Below are 24,404 nucleotides of genomic sequence, written 5' to 3'. Positions count from 1 at the left end.
CTGCCCCGCCGCTGCCCGAACACCGCACTCGGGCGGTACGCCTCACCTAAGCTGGCGCAGGTGACGGCCGTGATCCGGGACGACCTCGGCGCCGAGGTCCCGCTGTCGGCGCCCGCCCGGCGGGTGGTCTCCCTGGTGCCCTCGCTCACCGAGGCGGTCGCGCACACCTGCCCGGAGACGTTGGTGGCGGCGACGCGATGGTGCACGCACCCGGCGGAGCTGGCGGTCGAACGGGTGCGTGGCACCAAGAACCCCGACGTGCGCCGTATCGTGGCTCTGGCGCCGGACCTGGTGCTGTGCAATCAGGAGGAGAACCGGCGTCTCGACGTGGACCGGCTGCGTGCCGCGGGCGTGCCGGTGTGGGTGACCAGGATCGAAACCCTCGCCGAGGCCGTCGCCTCGCTGGCGCGGCTGTTCACCACCGCCTTCGGGCACGAGGTGCCCGCGTGGCTGGCCGAGGCCGAGAACGCCTGGGCCGCACCGCCACCGCGCCCGCCGATTCCGGCGGTGATCCCGGTCTGGCGCAACCCCTGGATGGTCGTCGGCCGCGACACGTTCACCGGCGATCTCGCCGCCCGCCTCGGCCTGCACCTCGTCCACGCCGACCGCCCCGAGCGTTACCCCACCCTCACCGACGCCGACCTCACCCGGGGCGTCGACCTCGCGGTCCTCCCCGACGAGCCCTACGTCTTCACCGCCGACGACGGTCCCGACGCCTTCCCCGGCATCCCGGTGGCCCTCGTCGAAGGCCGCGCCCTCACCTGGTACGGCCCCTCGCTGACCACCGCCCGAAGCCACCTGACCGCCCGGATCGAGGCGGCGATCGGCTGAACGGTCAGCCCGCCCAGGCGAACCGGTAGTCGTCGAGGTCGAAATGGCCGCTGCGCCAGGCTGCTTCGAGCGTCGTGGTGGGGCGCAGCGGCACGTCGCCGTGTTTGTCGAAGTAGTAGCTGTTGGCACGGGCGCAACTGGCCTCCCAGAACACCTGGCCGCCGCGGCGGGCCAGCATCTCCTGGAAGTAGCGGTCGTTGGCGGCCTCGGTGACCTCGACCAGGGTCGCGCCTCGCTTCCTGGCGTGCCGCAGGCAGCGCAGGATGTGGCGGACCTGGTTCTCGATGAGCGCGAAATAGGACGAGCCGTTGTAGCCGTAAGGGCCGATCACCGAGAAGAAGTTCGGGAAGCCGGGCACGCTCACGCCCTCGTAGGCCTGGAGCCGGTGCTCGTCCCACCACTGTTCGAGGTTGCGCCCGCCCACGCCGAGCAGTTCGAAGGTCGGCATGTTGCCCGACTCCATCACCTTGAACCCGGTGGCCAGGATCAGCACGTCGGCCGGATGCTCGGTGCCGGTGGTGGTGCGCACGCCGCCGCGGGTGATCTCGGCGATCGGGTCGGTCTCCAGCGTCACGTTCGGCCGGTTGAACGTGGCGAGATAGTCGTTGGAGAAGCTGGGGCGTTTGCAGCCGAGGGTGTAGCGCGGGGTGAGCGCGTCGCGCACGACCGGGTCGTGCACCTGACGCCGCAGGTGGGCCAGCGCGAGCCGCTCCGCGACCGCGGTGGTGGGCACCGTGTTGTGGTAGTGCGCCGCGATCGGGAAGGTCAGTTCCACGTAGGTCTGGCTGGCCAGGCGGGTGAGCGAGCGGCCGCCTGGCACCCGCAGCGCCAGCCGCAGCGGCGCGGGCAGCGGCAGGTCCGGGCGCGGCAGGCACCAGATGGGGGTGCGCTGGAAGACGACCAGCCGCTCCACCGTGGGTGCGATCTCCGGGATGACCTGCACCGCCGAGGCGCCGGTGCCGATGATCGCCACCCGCTTGCCTCGCAGGTCTCGACGGTGGTCCCAGCGCGCGGTGTGCATGGTGACGCCGCCGAACTCGCGCATGCCCGGGATGTCGGGCAGCTTCGGCCGGGTGAGCACCCCGGTCGCGCCGACCACGAACCGCGCCCGCAGCCGCTGTCCGTCGGCGGTGCGCAACGTCCACACATGCCGCTGCTCGTCGAATTCGCCCGCGGTGATCGTGGTGGAGAAGCGGATGTTGGGCCGCAATCGGTAGGTGTCCACGCACCAGTCGGCGTAGGCCTTCAACTCCCGCCCCGGCGCGTACACCCGCGACCAGTCCGCCCGCTGCGCGAAGGAGAACTGATAACTGAACGACGGAATGTCCACGGCGACACCCGGATAGGTGTTCCAGTGCCAGGTTCCGCCTGCGCCGTCGGCGTCGTCGACGACGAGGAAGTCCTCGAACCCGGCCTCGCGCAACTTGATCGCGGCCCCGATCCCGGAGAAGCCGGCGCCGACGACGATCACCTCGTGGTCGAACTCCGCTGTCATGGCTGTTCTCCTCCCGCTCGGCTCCGCCCGCTCACTCCGGCGGTTCGATGCGATAGACCCGTTCGGCGTTGCCCCCGAACACCCGCGCCAGATCCGCGCGGTCGCCCCCGTGCTCGGTGAGCGCGGTGCCCACCGCCTGCGCGCTGTCGGCGATGGTGGTGATGGGTTTGTCGACGGGGAAGTTGGAGCCCCAGATCAACCGCTCGGTGCCGAAGCAGTCCATGGCGTGGGTGAGCAGCGGCCGGATGCGGTCGAGCAGCACCGGCGCGGTGGTGGTGCTGCCGCGGCGGGGCACCGGGTGCCCGAGGATCGGCATGGCCAGGCCGCTCACCTTGGCCACCACGTTCGGGTGTTCGGCGAGCGCGGCGAGGTCGTCCTGCCAGCGCAGCAACAGGTCCCGGCGGTCCTCGGGGGTGCGGCCGGTGTGCTTGCCGATCCGGCCGAACAGGCCGACCGGGGTGGCGAGGTGGTCGAGCACGATGGTGGCCTCGGGGTAGCGCTTGGCCAGGCCGGTGACCTGCGGCAGCTGGTTCGAGTACACCCAGGCCTCGAAGACGAGGCCGCGGCGGACCAGCTCGGCGAACCCGTCCAAAAACGCCGACGAGGTGAGGGCGTCCTCGGTCGGCGCGAACTGCCGCACGCCGGGGTCGGGATGATGGGCCACCATCGTCCGGATGCCGCGGAACAGCGGCGAGGCGGTCTGGTGGGCGTCGAGCAGCTCGGGGAAACCGGGCGCGGCCGGGTCGGCCGAGCCCAGGATCGCGGTCAGCCGCGGCGTGTCCACCCCGAACGGCAGGCTCGCCACCCAGCGGGTCTCGTCGGCCTTGGCGGTGGGGCCGGTGTTGCTCCAGTCGACCTCGATGTGGGCCACGCCCGCCACCGGCACGCCCACCGCGTCGGCGCGGTAGTCGGCGGGCAGGTACGGATGCGCGTAGGCGGTGGGGTCGCCGACGAACTCGCGGTCACTGCGGCGCGCCAGTTTGGCGGCGAGATGGATCGGCACGGGCAGGTACCTGAACAGCCGGGCGAGGTGGCTGAAGTCGCGCGGCGTCGCCAGCGGGTCCCACTGGTGGATGTGGGCATCGATGATGCGCAAATCGCTGAGGTCCATGCAGGCCCGTCCTGTCCTCGTCGATCGGTACGGCTGGCGCGATTCTCACACGCCCGTGGCCCGGCCCGGCGGCAAACGCATACCCGGGCCGCGCCGACTTCACACGTTGCGCCGGTACTGTCCGCCGACGGTGAAGAACGTCTCGGTCACCTGCTGCAACGAGCAGACCCGCGCGGCGTCCATGAGCACCTCGAAGATGTTCTCGTCGGTGCGGGCGACCTCCTCGAGCCGGGCCAGCGCCGCCTGCGCCTGGGTGCGGTGCCTGCGCTGGAACTCGCGCACCCGGTCGAGCTGGGACTGCTTCTCCCGTTCGGTGGCGCGGGCCAGCTCGAGCGTGCGTTCCGGCTCGCCGTGTGGATTGCGGAAGGTGTTCACGCCGATGATCGGCAGCGAGCCGTCGTGCTTGCGGTGCTCGTAGAGCATCGACTCGTCCTGGATCTTGCCGCGCTGGTAGCCGGTCTCCATCGCGCCCAGCACGCCGCCGCGCTCGCTGATCCGCTCGAACTCGGTGAGCACCGCCTCCTCCACCAGGTCGGTGAGCTCGTCGATGATGAAACTGCCCTGCAAGGGGTTCTCGTTCATCGCCAGCCCCCATTCCCGGTTGATGATGAGCTGGATCGCCAGCGCCCGGCGCACCGAGTCCTCGGTGGGGGTGGTCACGGCCTCGTCGTAGGCGTTGGTGTGCAGGCTGTTGCAGTTGTCGTAGATGGCGATGAGCGCCTGCAACGTGGTGCGGATGTCGTTGAAGTTCATCTCCTGCGCGTGCAGCGAGCGGCCCGAGGTCTGCACGTGGTACTTCAGCTTCTGCGAGCGCTCGGCGGCGCCGTACTTGTCGCACAGCGCGATCGCCCAGATCCGGCGCGCCACCCGGCCGATCACCGAGTACTCCGGGTCCATGCCGTTGGAGAAGAAGAACGACAGGTTGGGCGCGAAGTCGTCGATGTGCATGCCGCGCGCCAGGTATGCCTCCACGTAGGTGAAGCCGTTGGCGAGCGTGAAGGCCAGCTGGCTGATCGGGTTCGCGCCCGCCTCGGCGATGTGATAGCCGGAGATCGACACCGAGTAGAAGTTGCGAACCTTGTTGCGCACGAACCACTCCTGGATGTCGGCCATCATGCGCAGGCTGAACTCGGTGGAGAAGATGCAGGTGTTCTGGCCCTGATCCTCCTTGAGGATGTCGGCCTGCACGGTGCCGCGCACGGTGGCCAGGGTGCGCGCGCGGAGGTCGGCGGCTTCGTCGGCGGTGGGCTCGCGGCCCTCGGCCGCCCGGAACCGGTCCAGCGCCTGGTCGATCGCGGTGTTGAGGAAGAAGGCGAGGATGGTCGGCGCGGGGCCGTTGATCGTCATCGACACCGAGGTGGTGGGCGCGGTGAGGTCGAAGCCGTCGTAGAGCGCCTTCATGTCGTCGACGGTGGCGATGGAGACCCCGGAGGTGCCGACCTTGCCGTAGATGTCGGGCCGCTCGTCGGGGTCGCGCCCGTAGAGGGTCACCGAATCGAACGCCGTGGACAGGCGTTTGGCCTCGGAATGCTCCGAGAGCACCTTGAACCGGCGGTTGGTGCGGAACGGGTCGCCCTCGCCGGCGAACATCCGCGCCGGATCCTCGTTGTCGCGTTTGAACGGGAACACCCCGGCGGTGAACGGGAAGTGCCCGGGCAGGTTCTCCGAGCGCAGGAACCGCAGCAGCTCACCGTGGTCGGTGAAGCGCGGCAGCGCCACCCGCGGAATACTGCTGCCCGACAGCGATTCCCGCCGCAGCGTGGTGCGGATCTCGCGATCGCGCACCCGCACCACCTGTTCGGGTCCGCGGTAGCTCTCGGCGACCTCGGGCCAGCGCGCCAGCAGGGCGGCGTTCTCGGGGTCGAGCTCCGCGCGGGCGCGGGCCAGCAAGTCGGCGACGGCCGCGTCGCCGGGCAGCTCCGCGGCCACCAGTTCCAGCCGCTGCACCCGCTGCGCCGCCGCCACCTGGTCGCGGGTGCGCGCGTGATGAGCCCGCACGGTGTCGGCGATCTCGGCGAGGTAGCGCACCCGGGCGGTGGGGATGATCTGGGCGAAGCGGGTGGAGACCCGGGTCTGCACCCGGGGCAGCACGCCCTCGTCGACCGGGAGTCCGCGCGCGCCGAGCAGCTCGAGCAGATGCTGGTAGAGGGCGGTGACCCCGTCGTCGTTGAAGGTGGCCGCGCTGGTGCCGAAGACCGGCATGTCCGCCGGGTCGGCACCGAACGCCTCGCGGTTGCGCAGCAGCTGGCGCGAGACGTCCCGCACGGCGTCCGCGCCGCCGCGGCGCTCGAACTTGTTGATCGCCACCACGTCCGCGAAGTCGAGCATGTCGATCTTCTCCAGCTGCGAGGCGGCGCCGAACTCCGGTGTCATCACGTACATGGCGACGTCGACATGGTCGACGATCGCCGCGTCGCCCTGGCCGATGCCCGGCGTCTCCAGGATCACCAGGTCGTAGCCCGCCGCCTTGCACGCGGCGATGACGGCGTCGATGTCGTGCGGGAGTTCGTGCCCGCCGCGGGTGGCCAGCGAGCGGAAGAACACGTGCGTGCCGTCGAGGGAATTCATCCGGATCCGGTCGCCGAGCAGCGCGCCGCCGCCGCGGCGCCGCGTCGGGTCGACGGCCAGGATCGCCACCCGCAGCTTGTCCTGCTGGTCGGTGCGCAGCCTGCGGACCAATTCGTCGGTGAGCGAGGACTTTCCGGACCCGCCGGTACCGGTGATGCCGAGCACCGGCACCGTCCGGTCGCGGGCGGCGGCCAGCAGCGCGTCGCGGTCGGCGGCGGGTAGCGCGTCCTGTTGCAGGCAGGTGATGACCCGGGCCAGCGCGGTGCGCTCACCGGCCAGCACCGCCTCGACGGCGAGCCGCTCGCCGGTCAGGTCCACATCGCAGGTCTGGATCAGCTCGTTGATCATGCCCGGCAGGCCGAGCCGCTGGCCGTCCTCGGGCGAGAAGATCCGCACTCCCGAGCGGGCCAGCCGCTCGATCTCCTCGGGCACGATCACCCCGCCGCCGCCGCCGAAGACGCGCACGTGCCCGGCGCCCGCCTCGCGCAGCGCGCTCGCCAGGTATTCGAAGTACTCGACGTGGCCGCCCTGGTAGGAGCTGACCGCGACGCCCTGCACGTCTTCCTCGACGGCGGCCGCGACGACCTCGTGGACCGCGCGGTTGTGGCCGAGGTGAATCACCTCCGCGCCCTGGCTCTGCAGGATGCGCCGCATGATGTTGATCGCGGCGTCATGCCCGTCGAACAGGGCGGCCGAGGTCACGAAGCGGACCGGATGGGCGGGTTGGTGGAGCGTGCTGTCGGCCACGGGAGTCCTCCGGCGAGTCCTTATGGCGCCCGATACTAGGACGTCATAGGAAGTCTACGGTGATGTCGATCACACCGCCATGCGAGCGGCCGCCGCGTGACGCATCGGCGATTCGGTTCTTTCGGGTGGTATGAATCACACTGCGCTTTTTACTTGGATGTCCAACTATAGGATGACCGAGATCGCGCGGGTGCCGCGCGTCGCGACGACAAGAGAAGGACTGACATGGTTCGGGAACTCACTCACTTCATCGGCGGGCAGCACGTCGCGGGCACGTCGGGCAAGTTCGGCGACGTCTACGACCCCAACATCGGCCAGGTGCAGGCCAGGGTGCCGCTGGCGAGCAAGTCCGAGGTCGAGGCCGCCATCGCGAACGCCGAAGCGGCGCAGCAGGAGTGGGCCGCGTTCAACCCGCAGAAGCGTGCCCGCGTCATGATGAAGTTCCTCGCCCTGGTGCAGGACGAGATGGACAGCCTGGCCGCGCTGCTGTCCAGCGAGCACGGCAAGACCATCGCCGACGCCAAGGGCGACATCCAGCGCGGTCTCGAGGTCATCGAGTTCGCCGTCGGCATCCCGCACCTGCTCAAGGGCGAATACACCGAGGGCGCGGGCACCGGCATCGACGTCTACTCGATGCGCCAGCCGCTCGGCGTCGTCGCGGGCATCACCCCGTTCAACTTCCCGGCCATGATCCCGCTGTGGAAGGCCGGACCGGCGCTGGCCTGCGGTAACGCCTTCGTGCTCAAGCCCTCCGAGCGCGACCCCTCGGTCCCGCTGCGGCTCGCCGAGCTGTTCCTCGAGGCCGGCCTGCCCGCGGGCGTGTTCAACGTGATCAACGGCGACAAGGAGGCCGTCGACACGCTGCTGCACGACCCGCGTATCAAGGCCGTCGGCTTCGTCGGTTCCACCCCGATCGCGCAGTACATCTACGAGACCGCCACCGCCAACGGCAAGCGCGCCCAGTGCTTCGGCGGCGCGAAGAACCACGCCATCGTCATGCCCGACGCCGACCTCGACGACGTGGCCGACCAGCTCATCGGCGCGGGCTACGGCTCCGCAGGCGAGCGCTGCATGGCGATCTCGGTGGCGGTGCCGGTCGGGGAAGAGACCGCCGATCGGCTGGTCGCCAAGCTCACCGAGCGGGTGCACAAGCTCAACGTCGGCCGCTCCGACGACCCGGGCGCCGACTTCGGCCCGCTGGTCGGCAAGGACGGTGTGGACCGGGTGAACAACTATGTGCAGATCGGCATCGACGAGGGCGCCGAACTGGTCGTGGACGGCCGTGGCCTGACCGTCGAAGGCGGCGAGGACGGCTACTTCGTCGGCGCGACCCTGTTCGACAAGGTCACCCCGGAGATGCGCATCTACAAGGAGGAGATCTTCGGCCCCGTCGTCTCGGTGGTGCGCGCCAAGGACTACGAGGAGGGCCTGCGCCTGGCCAACGAGCACGAGTACGGCAACGGCGTGGCGATCTTCACCCGCGACGGTGACACCGCCCGCGATTTCGCCGCCCGCGTGCAGGTCGGCATGGTCGGCATCAACGTGCCGATCCCGGTGCCGATCGCCTACTACACCTTCGGCGGCTGGAAGCGTTCCGGCTTCGGCGATCTCAACCAGCACGGCCCCGACTCGATCCGCTTCTACACCAAGACCAAGACCGTGACGCAGCGCTGGCCGGAGGGCGGAAGCCGAGCTGTGCTGTCGGGACGCTCCGCAGCCTCCGCGTCCAACGCGTTCGTCATCCCGACCATGGACTGATCGCGGCGATGTTCACACTCGACGAGGACGAAAAGGCGATCCGCGACACCGCGCGCGAGTTCGCCGACGAGTTCCTGGCACCCAACGCGCTGGACTGGGACGAGCACAAACACTTCCCCGTGGACGTACTGCGCAAGGCGGGCCCGCTCGGGCTCGGCGGCATCTACGTGCACGAGGACATGGGCGGTTCCGGCCTGCGCAGGCTCGACGCGGTCCGCATCTTCGAGCAGCTGGCCACCGGCTGCCCGTCGGTGGCGGCCTACATCTCCATCCACAACATGGCCACGTGGATGATCGACGCATACGGCTCGCCCGACCAGCGGTCCCGCTGGCTGCCCGGGCTGACCGCGATGGAACTGCTGGGCAGCTACGCGCTCACCGAACCCGGCGTCGGCTCGGACGCGGCGGCGCTGAGCACCAAGGCGGTGCGCGACGGCGACGACTACATCCTCAACGGCGCCAAGCAGTTCATCTCCGGCGCGGGCGCCAACGACGTCTACGTGATGATGGTGCGCACCGGCGACGACGGCGCGCGCGGCATCTCGGCGTTGATCGTGCCCGCCGACACCCCGGGCCTCTCGGTCGGTCCGAACGAGAAGAAGATGGGCTGGAACGCTCAGCCCACCCGTCAGGTGATCCTGGAGGATGCCCGGGTGCCGGTGGCCAACCGGCTCGGCGCAGAGGGTGACGGCTTCCGTATCGCCATGAACGGACTCAACGGCGGCCGCCTCAACATCGCCGCCTGCTCGGTCGGCGGCGCGCAGGCCGCCTTGGACAAGACCGTGCCGTATCTGGCGCAGCGCAACGCCTTCGGCAAGCCGCTGCTGCGCAACCAGGCCCTCCAGTTCGACCTGGCCGACATGCGCACCCAGCTGGAGGCGGCCAGGACGCTGCTGTGGCGGGCCGCCGCCGCGCTCGACGCGGACGCCCCGGACAAGGTGGAGCTGTGCGCGATGGCCAAGCGCTTCGCCACCGACGCCGGGTTCGAGGTCGCCAACAAGGCCCTGCAACTGCACGGCGGCTACGGTTACCTGGCCGAATACGGCCTGGAGAAGATCGTCCGGGATCTACGGGTGCACCAGATCCTGGAGGGCACGAACGAGATCATGCGGGTGGTCGTCGCCCGCTCGGTGGTAGGAGCAGCATGACCGACACGTCCGACGTCATCATCGACAAGCGCGACGGGCTCGGCCTGATCACGCTGAACCGGCCCAAGGCCATCAACGCGCTGAACCATCCGATGGCACTGGCCATCACCGAGGCGCTGCGCGCCTGGGCCACCGACGACGAGGTCCGCACGGTCGTCGTCACCGGCGCGGGGGAGCGCGGCCTGTGCGCGGGCGGCGACATCGTCGCCATCCACGCCGACGCGAAAAGCGGTAACACGGGCGCCGATTCGCCCACCGGCCGGTTCTGGCGCGACGAGTACATCCTCAACGCGCTCATCGGCCGCTACCCCAAGCCGTACGTGGTGGTCATGGACGGCATCGTCATGGGCGGCGGCGTCGGCCTGTCCGGCCACGGCAGCCACCGCATCGTCACCGAGCGCTCCAAGGTCGGCATGCCCGAGGTCGGCATCGGCTTCGTCCCCGACGTCGGCGGCACCTACCTGCTCTCCCGCGCGCCGGGGGAGATCGGCACCCATGTCGCGCTGACCACCGCGCGGATGAGCGCCGGTGACGCGATCGCGGCGGGCTTCGCCGACTACTTCGTACCGTCCGAGCACATCCCGGCGCTGCTGGACACCCTGCGCAGCGAGACCGCCGACGTGGCCATCGCCAAATTCGCCACGACCGCACCGGAATCCGCGCTCGTCGCGCAGCGCGACTGGATCGACAGCTGCTACAGCGCGCCCACCGTCGAGGAGATCGTGGAGCGGCTGCAGACCGCCGACGCGCCCGAGGCCCGCGCCGCCGCGGCCGACATCCTCGGCAAATCGCCGGTCGCGCTGAAGGTCACGCTGCGTTCGCTGCGCGCCGCGCGGGAACTCGGCAGCCTGGAGGCCGTGCTGGACGAGGAATATCGGGTGTCGATCGCCTCGCTCGGCTCGCACGACCTGGTCGAGGGCATCCGCGCCCAGGTCATCGACAAGGACCGCAACCCGCGATGGTCCCCGGCCACCCTCGCCGAGGTCACCGACGAGCAGGTCGCGGCCTACTTCGCCGAACTCGGCGACAAGGAACTCGCACTGGCGACACCGGAGGCACAGCAGTGAGCAAGAAGATCGGATTCCTCGGCCTCGGCCACATGGGCGCGCCGATGGCGGCCAACCTGGTGAAGGCGGGCCACGACGTGCTCGCCTACGACCCGGTGCCCGCCGCGCAGGAGCAGGCCCGCGCCGACGGCGCCACCGTCGTCGCCACCGCCGTCGAGGCGGCCGCCGGCCGCGAGATCGTCATCACCATGCTGCCCAACGGCAAGCTGGTCCTCGACGTCTACGCCGAGCTGCTGCCCGCCGCCGCGCCCGGCACCCTGTTCATCGACTGTTCGACCATCGACGTCGCCGACGCCAAGGCCGCCGCCGAACGCGCGGTCGCGGCGGGGCATCGCGCGCTGGACGCCCCGGTCTCCGGCGGGGTGGCCGGTGCGGCCGCTGGCACGCTGACCTTCATGGTCGGCGGTGCGGCCGACGATTTCGCGGCCGCGCTGCCGGTGCTCGAGGTGATGGGCGGCAAGGTGGTGCACTGCGGCGGCGCCGGCGTCGGCCAAGCCGCCAAGATCTGCAACAACATGCTGCTCGGCATCTCGATGATCGCGCTGTCGGAGGCGCTGGTGCTCGGCGAGAAGCTGGGCCTGAGCCACCAGTCCTTCTTCGACGTGGTGTCCACCGCGTCGGGCCAGAGCTGGGCGTTGACCAGCTACTGTCCGGTGCCGGGACCGGTGCCGACCAGTCCGGCCAACAACGACTACCAGCCGGGATTCGCCACCGCGCTGATGACCAAGGACCTCGGCCTGGCCGCGAACGCCTTGCGCGCCAACGGCGTCGACGGGCAGCTCGGCGCGCTCGCCGCCGAGATCTACACCCGGTTCAACCAGACCGATGCCGACCGGGACTTCTCGGCTATCGTCACCGATGTCCGCAACCGATCCGAGCAAGAGGGTGACCAGTGACCGACTTCGAGACGATTCTGCTGGAGCGCAAGCCCACCAGCGCCGGTAAGGGCGCGGTCGGGTGGATCACGCTGAACCGTCCCAAGGCCCTCAACGCGCTCAACGCGCAGGTCCTCGACGACGTCATCGCCGCGCTCGACGAGCTGGAGCGCGACGACGAGGTGGGCGCGGTCGTGATCACCGGTTCCGAGCGGGCCTTCGCCGCCGGCGCCGACATCAAGGAGATGCAGCCCAAGTCGTACATGGACATGTTCATGGACGACTACTTCGCGCGCTGGGACCGGCTGGCCAACTTTCGCAAGCCCACCATCGCCGCGGTGGCGGGCTACGCGCTCGGCGGCGGCTGCGAGCTGGCGATGATCTGCGACATCCTCATCGCCGCCGACACCGCCAAGTTCGGCCAGCCGGAGATCAAGCTCGGCGTCATCCCGGGCATCGGCGGCTCGCAGCGCCTGACCCGTGCCATCGGCAAGGCCAAGGCGATGGACCTGGTGCTCACCGGCCGCAACATGGACGTCGAGGAGGCCGAGCGCGCCGGACTGGTGTCGCGGATCGTGCCCGCCGCCGAGCTGCTCGACACCGCGCAGCAGGTCGCCGAGACCATCGCCTCGATGTCGCTGCCGGTCGCGATGATCGCCAAGGAAGCGGTCAACCGGTCCTTCGAGACCACGCTGGCCGAGGGGCTGCGCTTCGAGCGGCGGGTGTTCCACTCGCTGTTCGCCATCGAGGACCAGAAGGAGGGCATGGCCGCGTTCGTGGAGAAGCGGCCCGCCCAGTTCGGCAACCGCTGAGCGTTTCCCGCACCGACGGCTCGCACGCGTACGGCGTGCGGGCCGTTCGTGTCAGTGCAGGTAGCCGTCGTAGTGGCCGACCGCGTACTGCCCGCCCTGGAACGACTGCGCCAGATCCATCCCCGCGAACGCCGGGGGCGTGCGCCCGTCCACCGCGAACCGATACAGCGCCGCCTGGTACACCGCGTTGGCGGCGGAATAGAAGGCCAGCGCGGTGATGAAGGCGCTCAGCCCGAGCCAGCAGCCGATCGTCGCCATCGTGACGCCGCCGATCATCGCGTCGACCAGGGCGCCGATGGCCGTGCCGAGCACCATGCTCAACAGGCCGCCCACCAGCACCAGGACGTAGCCGAGGGTGCCCAGCCGCGTCGTGCCCGCCACGCCGGGACCCCACACCCGGCCCAGGCAGTCCCGCGCCGCGCGCACCGCGTCCACCGGGCCGCGCCGCTCCAGCACGATCATCGGCAACACCAGGTAGGCGACATCCGACCACGGGGTGGCGCGGTTCGGGCGCGGCACGCCGGGCTCGCCGGCGTTGCGCTCGACCAGGCGCAGCACCGGCAGCACGATCGCCACCGCGAACGACCAGGTGAGCACCGCGAAGAACCGGCTGTTCGCCGCCCGCCTGCCCGCCGCGGTGCTCGGGTAGCCGCCACGCAGCACGATGTCGGCCTGCGAGACGAGGGCGGCGTTGCCGAACGTCGTGACGATCACACACAGCAGGTACAGCGCGGCCACCAGCGGATACGGCACCGCGGAGGTGGCGTCCAGGCCGGTCAGGTGCAGGGTGATGAAGGTGGCGCCGGTCAGGCCCGCGCCGACCAGCGCCGAGGTCACCGGGAACCGGCGCAGTCCGCGCTGGGCACCGAGCAAGCCGTTGGCTGTGCTGAACATGGTTCGCGCGGTCGTGTACGACACGTGGCACCCCCGGGTCGAGCGGTCGATCGGTCCGCCGCCCATGCTAGTCACGCGGTGCCGGTCCTCATTTCGTCGGCAGTGGCGCGACCGTGCCCAGCTCGATCCTGGTGGGCGCCGAACCCCCGCCCGGCCGGTCGGCCGAATCCCGTTCCAGCGCGAGCAGCCCGGCGACGGCCCCGCCGAGCGCGACCGTGACCGCGGCCGCCGCCAGCACCTTGCGCCTGCCCACCCCGGGGCGGGGGAGTGCGGCCAGGGCGGCGCGCGTGCGCACCCGCGGCATGTGCACATCCCCCGACGGCCGCTCGGCGGCCAGCAGCACCGCACCGCGCGCCGAGACCACTTCCGGTTCGGGGTCGTAGACGATCGGCAGATCGATCGCCCGCACCAGCTCGGAACGCACGATCGGACTGCGCGTGCAGCCGCCGACCAGCACCAGCGCCGCGGGCGGCACGCCCGTCTCCTCGATCAGATGCCGCACCAACGCCGCCGAATGCTGCACGCCCGCCGCGCACAGGTCCGCCAGGTCGCTGTGGGTGAGTACGGCCCGGTCGCCGGACTCGGGATCGATCGCGGTCACCACCCGCGCACTGCTGAGTTCCTCGCGGTGCCTGCGGGTGGCCGCTCGGTCCGCCCGCACGCCCGCCCGCGCCAGCCTGCGCCGCAGCAGCAGGTCGTAGCCGTCGCCGCCGAGCACCGTGCTGCGCGTGCCCGCGATCACCGCCTCCGACCGGCAGTCGGCCTGGGTGAGCGTGAGTCCGGAACTGCCCAGGTCGTAGAGGATCACCGAGCCGGACTCCGGCAGTCGGCCGGTGAACCGCAGATAGCGCAGCTGCGCCAGCGGCTCGTCCACGATGGTGAGGCGGGTGCGCCCGGCCGCGCGCCGGATGGCCTCGGCGTGCAAGGGGCAGCGGCAGGTCACCGCGGTGCTCGCGATCAGCTCGTCGCGCTCCTCGGCCGAGCGGCACATCTGGCGGATCGCGTCGAACACCGGCTCGTCCACCCCGCGCCCGGGACGGCGCGCGACCAGGCAGGAATCGATCGGCGGTAGATGCGGCTGGTCGGAGTGCGTGAGGATGGCCCGCGCACCGCCGGCGCCCGCGGAAACCCCCAAGACCAGCACCATGGGTCAATGGTGGACCTTCACCGACCGGCTGCCAAGAGCAAATGTGCTTACAGATGTGCGATCACTCGCCTGCCGGGCGGCCGGTTCGTTCGCGCGAGCGGGTGTTCCCGGTCGAGTCGGGGGCCCGGCCGCGCGATGCCGGGAGCGGTTCGGCGGGGCGGAGTGATCAGCCGTTGCGCGCCCAGCGCACCGGGGCGTCGCCGGTGTCGAAGTCGCCCGCGGCATGGCGGAACTCGGCCAGCAGTTGCAGCAGGGTGTGCAGCCGCTCCGGCGGGAGGCCGGGCTGGGCGAACACCTTGTCGTTGAGCTCCTTGGTCGCGCGGGCCACGGAATCCCTTCCGGCCTCGGTGATCTCGATGAGCGTCGCGCGCCGGTCGCTCGGATGCGGCACCCGGGTCACCAGGCCGGCGGCCTCCAGCCGATCGACGGTGTTGGTGACGCTGGTCGGGTGCACCTGCAGCCGCGCGCTGGCCTTCGCCATCGGCAGCGCCCCCGTCTTGCTGAAACTCAGCAGCCGCAACAACTCGTAGCGCGAGAACGTCAACCCCGTCGGCCGCAACGCCTCGTCCACCCGCGCCATCACGATCTGCTGCGCCCGCACCAGCGAGGTCACCGCCGCCATCCCGTCCGCGGCATCGCCCCACCCGTGGTCGACCCACTGACGGTGGGCCTCCTCGATCGGATCGAGCGGAAGCGGACGTGGCCGAGACATGGTCCCGATCATCGCACGTCACCCGCCCCCCGACACCACTCCGCGACACCGGAACCGCCCGATTCCGCACAACCCTTCCGATCACCCTGACCACAACCCTGTCCCACCCCACCCCTGTCCAGGCACCCTGAACAGGCCGCGCGGGCGTGGCTGAGAGGTTTAGGCAACGGTCTGCAAAGCCGTGCACGCGGGTTCGATTCCCGCCGCTCGCTCCCCTGCCGGGCACGGGGGTATCGGTCGTCACCCGACCGATACCCCGTCCCCGGACCACATCTCGGCGCGACGTCGTCGCCACAGCCACCTGAGCCCCAGCGTTTTTCGTAGCAGACCGACGACGGCCCCGTCATGGTCCCGGCGACACCGAACTCCACGGTTGCCGAGTCGGTGCAGCCGGCGCACCCGAAGCTCGCCCTGAACCAGCTCGTCCCCAACACCTCGGCGCCCAGGGTCTCTGGTAGTCGCGGGTGCCTGTTCGTGGGGCCGGGTCCGAGACCAGGCGGATTCGGGTGCCGCCATGGAATTGCTCGAACTCCACCTACTCGGACGCCTGGTACATCGCGCTCGCCCGCCGCCTCGCCTACCCGTTGATGACGTTGGACGACGGGATGCAGAAGGCCGCTCGAAGCCACGGCGTGGCAGTGATCGGTGCGCCGGGCTGATGGGTGTCGACGACATCAGTGGTGTGATCGTCGAGTGAGAAAGGCCGAAGGCCCCGACCAGCAGGACTGATCGGGGCCTTCGGCAGCTGTGCCCTCGGCAGGATTCGAACCTGCGGCCTTCTGCTCCGGAGGCAGACGCTCTATCCCCTGAGCTACGAGGGCGGGATAGCGGGCGATCGGGGCGCGGGGCCGGTCGATCGGGCGGGGCAAGCGTATCGCATGGCCGGGGTGGACACCAAAACGGTGGTGGGGTGGGTCAGTTGAGGGGCAGGGGGGTGCCGCCGCGGGCGGTGAGCATGGTGGTCAGCAGGTCGGATTCGTTGCGTTGGCTGGCGACCATGCCCGCGGCGAGGGTGCGCACGGCGGTGGTGGCGGCGTGCTCGGCGGCGTACTCCATCATCGGCATGCCACCCTGGTGGTGGCGCAGCATGAGGCTCAGGAACAGGGTGTCGGCGGCCGGGGAGGACGCGTCGCGCAGGGCGGTCAACTCCTCGCGGGTTGCCATGCCGGGCATCGCCGACACCGGCCCGCTGTCGCCGTCGGCCTGGCCGCCGTGCCCGTGGCCGCCGGTCTCGGCCATCCAGCCCATGTATCCGTCGACGGCCTGGACGGGCTGGTCCCACAGCTGCAGCCAGCCCTGCATCCGCCCGACCTGGCTCTGCTGCGTGGTCAGGATGTCGTAGGCGATCCTGCGCACCTCGGTGTCGGTCGAGCGCAGCAGCGCGATGCCCGCCATCTCCACGGCCTGCGTGTGATGGACGGACATGTCCTGCAGGAAGCCGATGTCGACGGCGTTCGGATCGGGTTGCGGGTCGCCGTCGAGCGGCAGCCGGATCAGGGCGCCGATCGCGATGCCGAGCAGGATCGCGCCGAGCGCGCCCAACACCAGCAGCGCACCGCGCTGCCGACGGACCTGCGCGCCGAACCCCTGTTCCGCGGAGGTCTCCATCTACTGCGTCGGCTGACCGGGAACGGGCGCGCTCGGCACCCCGGGAATGCCGGGCACACCGGGCACCATGCCGCCGAACTCCGAGACGTCGGCCGCGATGCCGCTGCCGTCGACGGGCTTGGCGTCGGGGCCGGGCGGCGTGGGATCGAACGGGTTCGGGTTCTCGCCGAACGGCGGGTTGGAGCAGGAGCCGCCCACCTCGGGATGGGTGTAGGGGTTCTGCCGCAGGGCGGTGATGAACTGGTTGATCCGCTTGTCGTCGGGGCTGTCCACCTTCAGCTGGTGTCCCCACGCCTGCAACGAGACCGCGGCGTCCAGGCCGGGGTAGGGCGACATCATCGTGTACTGCTTGCCCTCGACCTTGCCCTTCAGCGTGTCGAGACCGGCGTTGTCGATCTTGTCCGGGTTGTAGGCGATCCACACCGCGCCGTGCTCGAGCGAGTGCACCGCGTTCTCGGTGCGGATCGGCTGGTCGTAGACGGCCCCGGTGCAGTCGGCCCACTCCTGGTCGTGGGAGCCGCCGAAGGCCGGGGTGCGGTCGTAGGCGACCCGCTCGGCGGCGCTGACGTGCTTGCCGGTGGCCCCGCTGTAGTCGACCTCGACGATGCCGGGGATCTGCTCGGCGGGATCCTGCTGCTCCGCGCTGGGGGTGTAGCGCTCCAGCTCGGCCTGCTCGCGGTATTTGGGGACCAGGCTGTAGGCGAGGGCGCCGACCAATGCGATGATGACCGCTGCCGCGCCGATGGCCAACCACGGGATGGGGCGTTTGGTCGGCAGCTGGCCCTTGCCACCACCCCGTTTGCGGGAAGAGGTCTTCCCGGCGGCGCGGACGGCCTTGGCCGACTTCGAGGCGCTGTTGCTACTCGGCATCGCTCGTGTGTGCTCTCTCGATGTGGTGAACCGTGTGGGGTTCGTTACGGACCGGTCCGCGGCGGTGCCCGCCCGAAGGTGTTCACCTGCCCAGACCATAGGATAGAGACTCGTGACTCCAGCTGACCTTGCCGATCTCCTTCGTGCCACCGCGGCGAAGGTGCTAGCCGAACGCGGGCTGGACCCCGCGGTCCTGCCCGACGAGGTCACCGTGGAGCGTCCCCGTAATCCCGAACACGGCGACTATGCCACGAATCTGGCGATGAAGGTGGCCAAGAAGGCGGGTACGAATCCGCGCGATCTGGCCGGCTGGCTGGCCGAGGCGCTCGGCGCCGCCGACGGCATCACCTCCGCCGAGGTCGCCGGTCCCGGCTTCCTGAACATCCGGCTGGCCGCCGCCGCGCAGGGCGCCGTGCTCGAGCAGGTGCTCGCGGCCGGGTCCGGCTACGGCACCGCCGACACTCTGCGGGGCACCAAGATCAATCTCGAGTTCGTCTCGGCCAACCCGACCGGGCCGATCCACCTCGGCGGCACCCGCTGGGCGTCGGTGGGCGACGCGCTGGGCCGCATCCTGGCCGCCCAGGGCGCCGACGTGACCCGCGAGTACTACTTCAACGACCACGGCGCCCAGATCGATCGCTTCGCGAACTCGCTGGTCGCCGCCGCGACCGGGCAGCCGACCCCGGACGACGGTTACGCGGGCGCCTACATCGGCGAGATCGCCGAGCAGATCGTGGCCGAGCACCCCGAGGCGCCGACCCTGCCCGCCGACCAGCGCCACGAGCTGTTCCGCGCCGAAGGCGTGGAGTTGATGTTCGCCCACATCAAGCGGACCCTGCACGAGTTCGGCACCGATTTCGACGTCTACTTCAACGAGAGCACGCTGTTCGCCTCCGGTGCGGTCGAGCAGGCGGTCGAGACCCTGAAGGCCTCCGGCGACCTGTACGAGAAGGACGGGGCGTGGTGGATCGCCAGCTCCGAATACGGCGACGACCAGGACCGCGTGGTGATCAAGAGCGACGGCAACGCCGCCTACATCGCCGGTGACATCGCCTACTTCCAGAACAAGCGGTCGCGCGGGTTCGACCTGTGCATCTACATGCTCGGCGCCGACCACCACGGCTACATCGGCCGGTTGAAGGCCGCCGCGGCCGCGTTCGGCGACGACCCCGCCACCGTCGAGGTGCTGATCGGCCAGATGGTCAACCTGGTGCGCGACGGCCAAGCGGTGAAGATGAGCAAGCGCGCGGGCACCGTCGTCACCCTCGACGACCTGGTCGAGGCCATCGGCGTCGACGCCGCCCGCTACGCGCTGGTGCGCTGGTCGGTGAACTCGAGCGTCGACATCGACCTGAACCTGTGGACCAGCCAGAAGAACGAGAACCCGGTCTACTACGTGCAGTATGCGCACGCCCGCACCGCCTCGATCGGCCGTAATGCCGCCGCGTTCGACTACGCGAGCGTCACGCCGGATCTGTCGCAGCTCACCGCCGAGGAGGAGGGCGAGCTGATCCGCACGATCGGCGAGTACCCGCGAGTGGTGGCGAGCGCGGCGAGCCTGCGCGAACCGCACCGGGTGGCCCGCTACCTCGAGGAACTCGCGGGCGCCTACCACCGTTTCCAGACCAACTCCAAGCTGCGCGTGCTCCCGCTGGGCGACGACCCGGTGAGCCCGCTGAACGCCGCTCGGCTCGTCCTGGTCAACGCCACCCGTCAGGTGCTGGCCAACGGCCTGGCCCTGCTCGGTGTCAGTGCGCCGGAGCAGATGTGATGAGCTGCTGCTGTAGGAAGGACGCCCCGTGAGCGCGCACCCCGCCGGTCCCCGGCATGCCGAATCGAGCGCCACCCCCCATCTGGCGCAACGGCCGGTCGACCCGAAGCAGATGATCGAGCTGCCCGCCAACGTCTGGCCGCGCAACGCCACCCGCGACGAGGCGGGCCAGGTGCGGCTGGCGGGTGTGCCGGTGCGCGAACTGGCCGAGCAGTTCGGCACGCCGCTGTTCGTGGTCGACGAGGACGACTTCCGGTCGCGCTGCCGCGACATGGTGCGCGCCTTCGGCCCCGACGCGCGGGTGCACTACGCCTCCAAGGCGTTCCTGTGCGGGGAGATCGCGCGCTGGCTGCGTGACGAGGGCCTCTCGCTGGACGTGTGCTCCGGCGGTGAGCTGGCGATCGCGCTGCACGCGGGCTTTCCCGCGGAGCGGATCGCGTTGCACGGCAACAACAAATCGGTCGCCGAGCTGGAAGCGGCGGTCGCCGCGGGCGTCGGCCACGTGGTGGTCGACTCGCTGATCGAGATCGAGCGGCTCGAGGCGGTCGCCGAGCGCGCGGGCGTGGTGCAGGACGTGCTGGTGCGTGTCACCGTCGGCGTGGAGGCCCACACCCACGAGTACATCTCGACCGCGCACGAGGACCAGAAGTTCGGCTTCTCGATCGCGGGCGGCGACGCGATGGAGGCGCTGGCGCGCGTGTTCGATGCGAGCAACCTGCGCCTGGTCGGCCTGCATTCGCACATCGGCTCGCAGATCTTCGAGATCGACGGCTTCGAGATCGCCGCGCGGCGCATGCTCGGCCTGCTGCGCGCGGCCATCGACACCTTCGGCGTCGAGCGCACCGCGCAGATCTCCACCCTGGATCTCGGTGGCGGTCTCGGCATCTCCTACCTGCCCGAGGACAACCCGCCGCCGCTGGACGAGTTCGCCGCGAAGCTGCGCGCGATCGTCGCCGAGGAGGCGGCCCGCGCCGGCCTGCCCGAGCCGACCATCGCGGTCGAGCCCGGCCGTGCCATCGCCGGACCCGGCACCGTGACCGTGTACGAGGTCGGCACCATCAAGGACGTCTCGCTCGACGCCGGGCTGCGTCGCCGCTACGTCAGCGTGGACGGCGGCATGAGCGACAACATCCGGCCCGCGCTCTACCAGGCCGACTACGACTGCCGGCTGGTCTCGCGGCCCTCCGAGGCCGAGGCGGTGCTCGCCCGCGTCGTCGGAAAGCACTGCGAGAGCGGCGACATCGTCATCCGCGACACGTGGATGCCCGCCGATGTCGGCCCCGGTGACCTCATCGCGGTGGCCGCCACGGGCGCGTACTGCTATTCCATGTCCAGCCGGTACAACCAGCTGACGCGTCCGGCGGTCGTCGCCGTGCGCGACGGCAGCGCCCGGCTGGTGCTGCGCCGGGAGACGGTGGCGGATCTGCTGAGTCTGGAGGTTGAGTCATGACCGAAGTGGCCGAGAACGGTGGCTGGGGCGCCGATCGCCCGATCGGTGTCGCGGTGCTCGGAATGGGCAACGTGGGCACCGAGGTCGTGCGGATCCTGCGCGAGCACACCGACGACCTGCGCGCCCGGGTCGGCGCTCCGGTGGTGCTGCGCGGTGTCGCGGTGCGCAACCTCGACAAGGATCGCGGCCTGCCCGCCGACCTGCTCACCACCGACGCCGAAGCGCTGGTCGCCCGTCCCGACGTGGACCTCGTCGTCGAGGTCATCGGCGGCATCGACCCGGCCCGCGCGCTGATCCTGGCCGCTCTCAACGCGGGCAAGTCCGTGGTGACCGCGAACAAGGCGCTGCTGGCCGACTACACCGGCGAACTGGCCGCCGCCGCCGAGCGCAACCGGGCCGACCTGTATTTCGAGGCCGCGGTGGCGGGCGCGATCCCGGTGGTGCGGCCGCTGATCCAATCGCTGTCCGGCGACCGGGTCAACCGGGTGGTCGGCATCGTCAACGGCACCACCAACTTCATCCTGTCCGCGATGGACGAGACCGGCGCCGACTACTCGGCGACCCTCGCCGAGGCGACCCGTCTGGGCTACGCCGAAGCCGACCCGACCGCCGACGTCGAGGGCTACGACGCCGCCGCCAAGGCCGCGATCCTGGCGTCGCTGGCCTTCCACACCCGGGTCACCGCCGCCGACGTCTACCGGGAGGGCATCTCCCGGATCACCGCCGAGGATCTCGAGACCGCCTCCGCGGTGAACTGCACGGTCAAACTGCTGGCTATCTGCGAGCGGGTCGCCGCGGGACCGGGCGAGCCCAGCCCCGCCGAGGGCGGCAAGGAGCGCGTCTCGGTGCGCGTCTACCCGGCGCTGATCCCGCGCAAGCATCCGCTGGCCGCGGTCAGCGGCGCATTCAACGCCGTGGTCGTGGAGGCCGAGAACGCGGGCAGGCTGATGTTCTACGGCCAGGGCGCCGGCGGCGCGCCGACCGCGTCCGCGGTGCTCGGTGACCTGGTGATGGCCGCGCGCAACAAGTTCTACGGTGGCCGCGCGCCGGGCGAATCGGTTTATGCTGAGCTACCGATCGCGCCGATCGGCGATACGCCCACCCGCTATCACGTGAACCTGCAGGTCGAGGACCGTCCCGGTGTTCTGGCGAAGGTGGCGGGCGAGTTCGCCAAGCACGAGGTCAGCATCTCGACGGTCCGCCAGGAAGGACACGGCGAGGGTGCGCGCCTGGTCGTCGTGACCCATCACGCGATGGAGTCGGCGCTCGCGGACACCGTCGCCGCCCTGGCGGAGATGGAGTCCGTCACGTCCGTGACAAGTGTCCTGAGACTGGAAGGCACCGAAGAATGAGTACCGCAGGAGTCGCCCCCCAGGCCGGCGTGCATTCCCGCTGGCCGGGTCTGATCGCGGCCTACCGTGATCGGCTCGCGGGCGCGGCCGACTGGGAGCCGGTCACGCTGTTCGAGGGCGGCACCCCGCTGGTGCCCGCTCCGTACCTGTCGGAGCTGACCGGCTGCGAGGTGTACCTGAAGGTCGAGGGCGCCAATCCGACGGGGTCGTTCAAGGACCGCGGGATGACGATGGCGATGACCGACGCCAAGTACCGCGGCCAGCAGGCGGTGCTGTGCGCGTCCACCGGCAACACCTCGGCGTCGGCCGCGGCCTACGCCACCCGGGCGGGCATGACCTGCGCGGTGCTGATCCCGCAGGGCAAGATCGCGATGGGCAAGCTGGCCCAGGCGGTCATGCTGGGCGCGCAGATCATCCAGGTCGAGGGCAACTTCGACGACTGTCTCGAGCTGGCCCGCAAGGTCACCGCCGAGTTCCCGGCCGTGGGCCTGGTCAACTCGGTCAACCCGGCCCGCATCGAGGGCCAGAAGACCGCCTCGTTCGAGATCTGCGACGTGCTCGGCAAGGCGCCGGACGTGCACGCGCTGCCGGTGGGCAACGCGGGCAACATCACCGCCTACTGGCGCGGATACCGCGAGTACTACGCCGACGGCATCACCGGCTCGCTGCCGCGCATGCTCGGCGTGCAGGCCGCGGGCGCGGCGCCGCTGGTGCACGGCGCGCCGGTGAAGGAGCCCGAGACCATCGCCACCGCCATCCGCATCGGCGCCCCCGCCTCGTGGAATGGCGCGGTCGCGGCCAAGGAGGAGTCCGGCGGTGCGTTCCGCGCGGCCACCGACGAGGAGATCCTCGCCGCGTACCGCCTGGTGGCCGCCAAGGAAGGCGTGTTCGTCGAACCCGCCTCGGCCGCCAGTGTCGCCGGTGTGCTCGCCGCGCGTGCGGAAGGCTGGCTGGAGCCCGGGCTCACCGTGGTGTGCACGGTGACCGGCAACGGCCTCAAGGACCCCGACACCGCGCTGCTCGGCATGCCGCAGGTGGAGGCGATCAAGGTCGACCCCGTGGCCGTGGCCACCCGACTCGAGCTGGCCTGAGTTGAACCCGCGCGAGAGTCAGTTGATGACACGGACGCTGCCCGCCGGTCTCACCGTGACCGCGCGCGTGCCCGCGTCGAGCGCCAACCTCGGGCCCGGATTCGACTCGCTGGGCATGGCTTTGGGCATCTACGACGAAATCGAGGTGCGCACCACCGATTCCGGGCTCACCATCCAGGTCGAGGGCGAGGGCGCCGACGACGTGCCCTGGGGCCCTTCGCATCTCGTGGTGCGCGCCATCGAGCGCGGCCTCGAGCATGCCGGGGTGTGGGCCGACGGCCTCGATGTGGTGTGCCGCAACGTGATTCCGCATTCGCGCGGGCTCGGCTCCTCCGCCTCCGCGGTGGTCGGCGGCCTGGCGGCGGGGTGCGCGCTGGCGGCGAAGCTGGACGAGAGCCTGGCCACCGCGGCCGACGAGCTGGTGCAGCTGGCCTCCGAATTCGAAGGCCACCCCGACAACGCGGCGGCCAGCGTGCTCGGCGGCATCGTGGTGTCCTGGACCGAGACCTCGGCCGAGGCGCAGGCCGAGGTGCCCGACCACGGCCGGGTCTACCGCGCGGTGCGGCTGGATCCGCACCCCACGCTGCGCCCGGTGGTGCTGATCCCGGAGGTGCGCTCGTCCACCGCGCACACCCGCGGGCTGCTGCCCGAATCGGTGCCGCACGGTGACGCGGCGTTCAACGTCAGCCGGGCCGCGCTCGCGGTCGTGGCGCTCACCACGCGGCCCGACCTGCTCATGCCCGCCACCGCCGACCGGCTGCACCAGGCCCAGCGCGCGCCCGCGCTGCCGCTGACGACGCGCTGGATCGACCGGCTGCGCGCGGCGGGCATCCCGGCCACCGTGTCGGGGGCGGGGCCGACGGTGTTGGCCCTGGGTACCGGGGAATTTCCCGCCGAGCTCCGCGCACTGGCGGCGGAGGAGGGGCTGCGGGTCGTCGAGCCGGGACTCGCCGAAGGCGTCCTGGTCGACTGACGGCGAGTCTGCCTTGCCGAGCTTCACCGTTGCCAGCTATCCTGGGCAAGTCCGTACATCGTGCGCATCAGACGCCGGTGCTTCATCAGGGCAATCGCTCCAGCAGGCTCCAGGCTCGAGCCTC

At 70.7% G+C, this 24,404-nt stretch carries 20 protein-coding genes and 2 tRNA genes; 13 read left to right on the top strand and 9 right to left on the bottom strand.

The window, feature by feature from the left end; all coding sequences use genetic code 11:
* Positions 1–60 precede the first annotated feature (60 nt).
* The gene (locus AMO33_RS15100) at positions 61–831 is read left to right on the top strand and encodes a helical backbone metal receptor (RefSeq protein ID WP_082668676.1); all 771 of its coding nucleotides are present in this window, start codon (positions 61–63) and stop codon (positions 829–831) included.
* Between the two features lie 4 nt (positions 832–835).
* Here AMO33_RS15100 and AMO33_RS15095 read toward each other — a convergent pair whose 3' ends face one another.
* From AMO33_RS15095 to icmF, 3 genes are all read right to left on the bottom strand, one after another.
* Entirely contained in the window at positions 836–2,326 is a 1,491-nt protein-coding gene (locus AMO33_RS15095) for a flavin-containing monooxygenase (RefSeq protein ID WP_060593010.1), read from the bottom strand.
* Positions 2,327–2,357: 31 nt separating this feature from the next.
* The gene (locus AMO33_RS15090) at positions 2,358–3,437 is read right to left on the bottom strand and encodes an amidohydrolase family protein (protein ID WP_060593009.1); all 1,080 of its coding nucleotides are present in this window, start codon (positions 3,435–3,437) and stop codon (positions 2,358–2,360) included.
* A gap of 99 nt (positions 3,438–3,536) precedes the next feature.
* Positions 3,537–6,752 carry a fused isobutyryl-CoA mutase/GTPase IcmF gene (gene icmF, locus AMO33_RS15085; protein ID WP_060593008.1) on the bottom strand — a complete coding sequence of 1,072 codons (3,216 nt, stop codon included), beginning with the start codon at positions 6,750–6,752 and terminating at the stop codon, positions 3,537–3,539.
* Positions 6,753–6,977: 225 nt separating this feature from the next.
* Here icmF and AMO33_RS15080 point away from each other — a divergent pair, with 225 nt between their 5' ends.
* Genes AMO33_RS15080 through AMO33_RS15060 form a run of 5 tightly spaced genes read left to right on the top strand, consistent with a single transcriptional unit; the run spans position 6,978 to position 12,412 of the window.
* On the top strand, positions 6,978–8,510 hold the full coding sequence (locus AMO33_RS15080) for a CoA-acylating methylmalonate-semialdehyde dehydrogenase (RefSeq protein ID WP_060593007.1): 1,533 nt from the start codon (positions 6,978–6,980) through the stop codon (positions 8,508–8,510).
* An 8-nt stretch (positions 8,511–8,518) separates the two neighbouring features.
* Complete coding sequence (locus AMO33_RS15075) at positions 8,519–9,658, top strand: acyl-CoA dehydrogenase family protein (RefSeq protein ID WP_060593006.1); 1,140 nt, start codon at positions 8,519–8,521, stop codon at positions 9,656–9,658.
* Positions 9,655–10,725: an enoyl-CoA hydratase/isomerase family protein gene (locus tag AMO33_RS15070; protein ID WP_060593005.1), complete on the top strand. Its 1,071-nt coding sequence runs from the start codon at positions 9,655–9,657 to the stop codon at positions 10,723–10,725. Before AMO33_RS15075 ends, AMO33_RS15070 begins: the two co-directional genes overlap by 4 nt.
* Positions 10,722–11,621 (top strand): 3-hydroxyisobutyrate dehydrogenase, encoded by a 900-nt coding sequence (gene mmsB / locus AMO33_RS15065; protein ID WP_076573619.1) that lies wholly within the window; start codon positions 10,722–10,724, stop codon positions 11,619–11,621. Before AMO33_RS15070 ends, mmsB begins: the two co-directional genes overlap by 4 nt.
* Entirely contained in the window at positions 11,618–12,412 is a 795-nt protein-coding gene (locus tag AMO33_RS15060; RefSeq protein WP_060593004.1) for an enoyl-CoA hydratase, read from the top strand. The genes mmsB and AMO33_RS15060 overlap by 4 nt, the downstream gene beginning before the upstream one ends.
* Positions 12,413–12,463: 51 nt before the next feature.
* On the opposite strand, the gene AMO33_RS15055 is transcribed toward AMO33_RS15060, so the two are convergent.
* The 3 genes from AMO33_RS15055 to AMO33_RS15045 all read right to left on the bottom strand — a co-directional run bounded on the left by AMO33_RS15055 (position 12,464) and on the right by AMO33_RS15045 (position 15,165).
* Positions 12,464–13,306 (bottom strand): DUF6159 family protein, encoded by an 843-nt coding sequence (locus AMO33_RS15055; protein WP_139337520.1) that lies wholly within the window; start codon positions 13,304–13,306, stop codon positions 12,464–12,466.
* Positions 13,307–13,394: 88 nt separating this feature from the next.
* Positions 13,395–14,453, bottom strand: a complete 1,059-nt coding sequence (locus AMO33_RS15050) for an Hsp70 family protein (RefSeq protein WP_060593002.1) — start codon at positions 14,451–14,453, stop codon at positions 13,395–13,397.
* Positions 14,454–14,619: 166 nt separating this feature from the next.
* Positions 14,620–15,165, bottom strand: coding sequence for a MarR family winged helix-turn-helix transcriptional regulator (locus AMO33_RS15045; RefSeq protein ID WP_060593508.1), 546 nt, complete (start codon positions 15,163–15,165; stop codon positions 14,620–14,622).
* A 140-nt stretch (positions 15,166–15,305) separates the two neighbouring features.
* Between AMO33_RS15045 and AMO33_RS15040 the strand changes: the two genes are divergently transcribed.
* Positions 15,306–15,377 (top strand) — tRNA-Cys (locus AMO33_RS15040).
* A gap of 294 nt (positions 15,378–15,671) precedes the next feature.
* Complete coding sequence (locus AMO33_RS31490) at positions 15,672–15,824, top strand: type II toxin-antitoxin system VapC family toxin (RefSeq protein ID WP_139337519.1); 153 nt, start codon at positions 15,672–15,674, stop codon at positions 15,822–15,824.
* Between the two features lie 89 nt (positions 15,825–15,913).
* On the opposite strand, the gene AMO33_RS15035 is transcribed toward AMO33_RS31490, so the two are convergent.
* From AMO33_RS15035 to AMO33_RS15025, 3 genes are all read right to left on the bottom strand, one after another.
* Positions 15,914–15,986 (bottom strand) — tRNA-Arg (locus AMO33_RS15035).
* Positions 15,987–16,080: 94 nt separating this feature from the next.
* Positions 16,081–16,773 carry a DUF305 domain-containing protein gene (locus AMO33_RS15030; RefSeq protein ID WP_060593001.1) on the bottom strand — a complete coding sequence of 231 codons (693 nt, stop codon included), beginning with the start codon at positions 16,771–16,773 and terminating at the stop codon, positions 16,081–16,083.
* Positions 16,774–17,643, bottom strand: coding sequence for a DUF3105 domain-containing protein (locus AMO33_RS15025; protein ID WP_060593000.1), 870 nt, complete (start codon positions 17,641–17,643; stop codon positions 16,774–16,776).
* A 112-nt stretch (positions 17,644–17,755) separates the two neighbouring features.
* Between AMO33_RS15025 and argS the strand changes: the two genes are divergently transcribed.
* The 5 genes from argS to thrB are packed head-to-tail and all read left to right on the top strand — an operon-like array spanning position 17,756 to position 24,280.
* Positions 17,756–19,414: an arginine--tRNA ligase gene (argS, locus tag AMO33_RS15020; RefSeq protein ID WP_011207577.1), complete on the top strand. Its 1,659-nt coding sequence runs from the start codon at positions 17,756–17,758 to the stop codon at positions 19,412–19,414.
* Positions 19,415–19,442: 28 nt separating this feature from the next.
* Positions 19,443–20,864 carry a diaminopimelate decarboxylase gene (lysA, locus tag AMO33_RS15015; protein WP_060592999.1) on the top strand — a complete coding sequence of 474 codons (1,422 nt, stop codon included), beginning with the start codon at positions 19,443–19,445 and terminating at the stop codon, positions 20,862–20,864.
* Positions 20,861–22,216 carry a homoserine dehydrogenase gene (locus AMO33_RS15010; protein ID WP_060592998.1) on the top strand — a complete coding sequence of 452 codons (1,356 nt, stop codon included), beginning with the start codon at positions 20,861–20,863 and terminating at the stop codon, positions 22,214–22,216. Before lysA ends, AMO33_RS15010 begins: the two co-directional genes overlap by 4 nt.
* On the top strand, positions 22,213–23,307 hold the full coding sequence (thrC, locus tag AMO33_RS15005; RefSeq protein ID WP_060592997.1) for a threonine synthase: 1,095 nt from the start codon (positions 22,213–22,215) through the stop codon (positions 23,305–23,307). Before AMO33_RS15010 ends, thrC begins: the two co-directional genes overlap by 4 nt.
* A gap of 25 nt (positions 23,308–23,332) precedes the next feature.
* On the top strand, positions 23,333–24,280 hold the full coding sequence (gene thrB, locus AMO33_RS15000) for a homoserine kinase (protein WP_060592996.1): 948 nt from the start codon (positions 23,333–23,335) through the stop codon (positions 24,278–24,280).
* Positions 24,281–24,404: the final 124 nt, after the last annotated feature.

Origin of the sequence: Nocardia farcinica (assembly GCF_001182745.1) — a bacterium.
GTDB lineage: Bacteria > Actinomycetota > Actinomycetes > Mycobacteriales > Mycobacteriaceae > Nocardia > Nocardia farcinica.
This window is presented reverse-complemented; position numbering and strand designations above follow the sequence as displayed.

What these genes read in the sequence shown, in the direction of transcription:
- thrC (WP_060592997.1), top strand. Translation starts at nt 22,213, where the DNA reads ATGAGTACCGCAGGAGTCGCCCCCCAGGCCGGCGTGCATTCCCGCTGG.
- AMO33_RS15070 (WP_060593005.1), top strand. Translation starts at nt 9,655, where the DNA reads ATGACCGACACGTCCGACGTCATCATCGACAAGCGCGACGGGCTCGGC.
- AMO33_RS15080 (WP_060593007.1), top strand. Translation starts at nt 6,978, where the DNA reads ATGGTTCGGGAACTCACTCACTTCATCGGCGGGCAGCACGTCGCGGGC.
- AMO33_RS15030 (WP_060593001.1), bottom strand. Translation starts at nt 16,773, where the DNA reads ATGGAGACCTCCGCGGAACAGGGGTTCGGCGCGCAGGTCCGTCGGCAG.
- thrB (WP_060592996.1), top strand. Translation starts at nt 23,333, where the DNA reads ATGACACGGACGCTGCCCGCCGGTCTCACCGTGACCGCGCGCGTGCCC.
- AMO33_RS15010 (WP_060592998.1), top strand. Translation starts at nt 20,861, where the DNA reads ATGACCGAAGTGGCCGAGAACGGTGGCTGGGGCGCCGATCGCCCGATC.
- AMO33_RS15090 (WP_060593009.1), bottom strand. Translation starts at nt 3,437, where the DNA reads ATGGACCTCAGCGATTTGCGCATCATCGATGCCCACATCCACCAGTGG.
- AMO33_RS15025 (WP_060593000.1), bottom strand. Translation starts at nt 17,643, where the DNA reads ATGCCGAGTAGCAACAGCGCCTCGAAGTCGGCCAAGGCCGTCCGCGCC.
- AMO33_RS15075 (WP_060593006.1), top strand. Translation starts at nt 8,519, where the DNA reads ATGTTCACACTCGACGAGGACGAAAAGGCGATCCGCGACACCGCGCGC.
- AMO33_RS15045 (WP_060593508.1), bottom strand. Translation starts at nt 15,165, where the DNA reads ATGTCTCGGCCACGTCCGCTTCCGCTCGATCCGATCGAGGAGGCCCAC.
- AMO33_RS15095 (WP_060593010.1), bottom strand. Translation starts at nt 2,326, where the DNA reads ATGACAGCGGAGTTCGACCACGAGGTGATCGTCGTCGGCGCCGGCTTC.
- AMO33_RS15050 (WP_060593002.1), bottom strand. Translation starts at nt 14,453, where the DNA reads ATGGTGCTGGTCTTGGGGGTTTCCGCGGGCGCCGGCGGTGCGCGGGCC.
- AMO33_RS15055 (WP_139337520.1), bottom strand. Translation starts at nt 13,306, where the DNA reads ATGTTCAGCACAGCCAACGGCTTGCTCGGTGCCCAGCGCGGACTGCGC.